This window comes from Methylobacterium sp. (assembly GCF_019750675.1).
Lineage (GTDB): Bacteria > Pseudomonadota > Alphaproteobacteria > Rhizobiales > Beijerinckiaceae > Methylobacterium.
Map to the genome: position 1 here is coordinate 1 of NZ_JAIEOF010000257.1, position 2,645 is coordinate 2,645.

The window sequence follows — 2,645 nt, forward strand, 5'->3', positions numbered from 1 at the left end:
TTCGGTTTCTGCCCGCCGAGCCCCTGCGTCGAGCGCGCCTTCGGGCGCTCCTGCCAGACCGGCGCGCCGACGGGCAGTTCGCGGTCGGTGCCCGGGCCCATGTTGTCCAGTGTCGGCTTGGAGATGCGGCTCTGCTTGGCGCCGAAGCGCCCGGCCTCCCGCTCCACATCGCCCTGGCGGGCCATGGGGTCGTCCGAGACCAGCAGTTCGGTGGCCTGGAGCCGCTTGAGCTCGTCGCGCAGGCGCGCGGCCTCCTCGAAGTCGAGGTCGGCGGCCGCCGTGCGCATCCGCTTCTCCAGGTCGGCCATGACCGCCTTGAGGTTGTGGCCGATGGTGACGGCGTTCTTGGCGAGTCCGGTATCGACCTGAACGTGGTCGCGCTCGTAGACACTGTCGAGGATGTCGGCGATACCGCGCTTCACGCTCTGCGGGGTGATGCCGTGTTCCTCGTTGTAGGCGAGCTGCTTGGTGCGCCGGCGCTCGGTCTCCGCCATCGCGCGCTCCATCGAGCCGGTGACCTGATCGGCGTAGAGGATGCAGCGGGCGTCCGCGTTGCGGGCCGCGCGACCGATGGTCTGCACCAGCGAGGTCTCGGATCGCAGAAAGCCCTCCTTGTCGGCGTCCAGGATGGCCACCAGGGCGCATTCCGGAATGTCGAGGCCCTCGCGGAGCAGGTTGATGCCGATCAGCACATCGAAGGCGCCGAGCCGGAGGTCGCGAATGATCTCGATGCGCTCCAGGGTGTCGATGTCGGAGTGCATGTAGCGCACGCGCACCGAGTTCTCGTGCAGGTACTCGGTGAGGTCCTCGGCCATCCGCTTCGTCAGCGTCGTCACGAGCGTCCGGTAGCCGGCCTGAGCGACCTCGCGCACCTCGCCGAGGAGATCGTCCACCTGGGAGCGGGCGGGGCGGATCTCGATCACCGGGTCGACGAGGCCGGTGGGGCGGATGACCTGCTCGGCGAAGACGCCGCCGGTCTGTTCCATCTCCCACTTCGCCGGGGTGGCCGAGACATGGATCGTTTGCGGGCGCATGGCGTCCCATTCCTCGAACCGCAGGGGGCGGTTGTCGAGACAGGACGGCAGGCGGAAGCCGTATTCGGCCAGGGTCGCCTTGCGGCGGAAGTCGCCCTTGTACATACCGCCGATCTGCGGGACCGTGACGTGGCTCTCGTCGGTGAAGACCAGGGCGTTGTCCGGCAGGTACTCGAACAGGGTCGGCGGTGGCTCACCGGGTTTTCTGCCGGTCAGGTAGCGTGAGTAATTCTCGATGCCGTTGCAGGCGCCGGTGGCCTCGATCATCTCGATGTCGAAGGTGCAGCGCTGCTCGATGCGCTGCGCCTCGATCAGGCGGCCCATCTTCGTCAGTTCGTCGACCCGCAGCTTCAGCTCGGTCTTGATGCCCTTCACTGCCTGCTGGAGGGTGGGACGCGGCGTGACGTAGTGCGAATTGGCGTAGACCTTCACGAACTTCAGGTCGTTGATCTTCTTGCCGGTGAGCGGATCGAACTCGGTGATCGCTTCGACCTCGTCGCCGAACAGGCCGATGCGCCAGCCGCGATCGTCGAGGTGGGCGGGCCAGAGTTCGATGACGTCGCCGCGCACCCGGAAGGTGCCGCGGGCGAAATCCGACTGAATGCGCTTGTACTGGAGCGCCACGAGGTCGGCGATGAGCTGGCGCTGTTCGATCTTCTCCTCGAGCGACACCGTGAACGACATGGCGGTGTAGGTCTCCACCGAGCCGATGCCGTAGATGCACGAGACCGAGGCCACGAGAATCACGTCGTCGCGCTCCAAGAGGGCGCGGGTGGCGGCGTGGCGCATCCGGTCGATCTGCTCGTTGATCGAAGATTCCTTCTCGATGAAGGTGTCCGAGCGCGGCACGTAGGCCTCGGGCTGGTAGTAATCGTAGTAGGAGACGAAATACTCCACCGCGTTGTCGGGGAAGAAACTCTTGAACTCGCCGTAGAGCTGCGCCGCCAGCGTCTTGTTCGGCGCCAGGATCAGGGCCGGACGCTGGGTCTCGGCGATGATCTTGGCCATCGTGAAGGTCTTGCCGGAACCGGTGACGCCCAGCAGGACCTGATCGCGCTCGGCCTTGCGCACACCGTCCACCAATTCGGCGATGGCGCGGGGCTGATCGCCGGCCGGTTCGAACTCGGATTTCAGGGTGAAGGCGAGGCCGCCCTCGGACTTCTTCGGCCGCTCGGGGCGATGGGGCGTCCAGGTCTTGCCGTCCCTGAAGAGCGGGTTGCCCTCGGTGAGCAGGCGCGAGAGCGCATCCACCGTGGCGGAGACGCCGTCGCTGGCGAGCGAGGTGTCATCCTCGCCCAGCGCGGCGGGCGCCATCCCCTCCGGCAGCGGGCCATCCTCGGGCGGGGTCAGGCCGAGGGCCTGGGCGAGGCGCGGGTCGACATCGGCGGCCTCGGCGTGCATGAACGCCGCCTGCGGAGCCTCGGCCATCCCCGTCGGCGCGGTCTTCCGGCCACGGCCCGGCGGCTTTCCGCCCGGCCGCGGCGGGGCCGGCTCCGGCAGCGGCGGCGGACGGTTTCGGTTCAGCGCAGGGCTGAGCAGGGCGGCCAGGTGCTCGTCGAGTGGCTGCAACTCCGGCTTCGAGGCCTTCGGGTTCGACGTTCTGCCGCCTGA

1 protein-coding gene is annotated in these 2,645 nt (G+C 67.9%); it reads right to left on the bottom strand.

Annotated features, from left to right (window positions below; translation table 11 throughout):
• The coding region (uvrB, locus tag K2X24_RS13180; protein WP_292498820.1) for an excinuclease ABC subunit UvrB at window positions 1–2,603 on the bottom strand (2,603 nt) is incomplete at its 3' end.
• Between the last annotated feature and the right edge of the window lie 42 nt (window positions 2,604–2,645).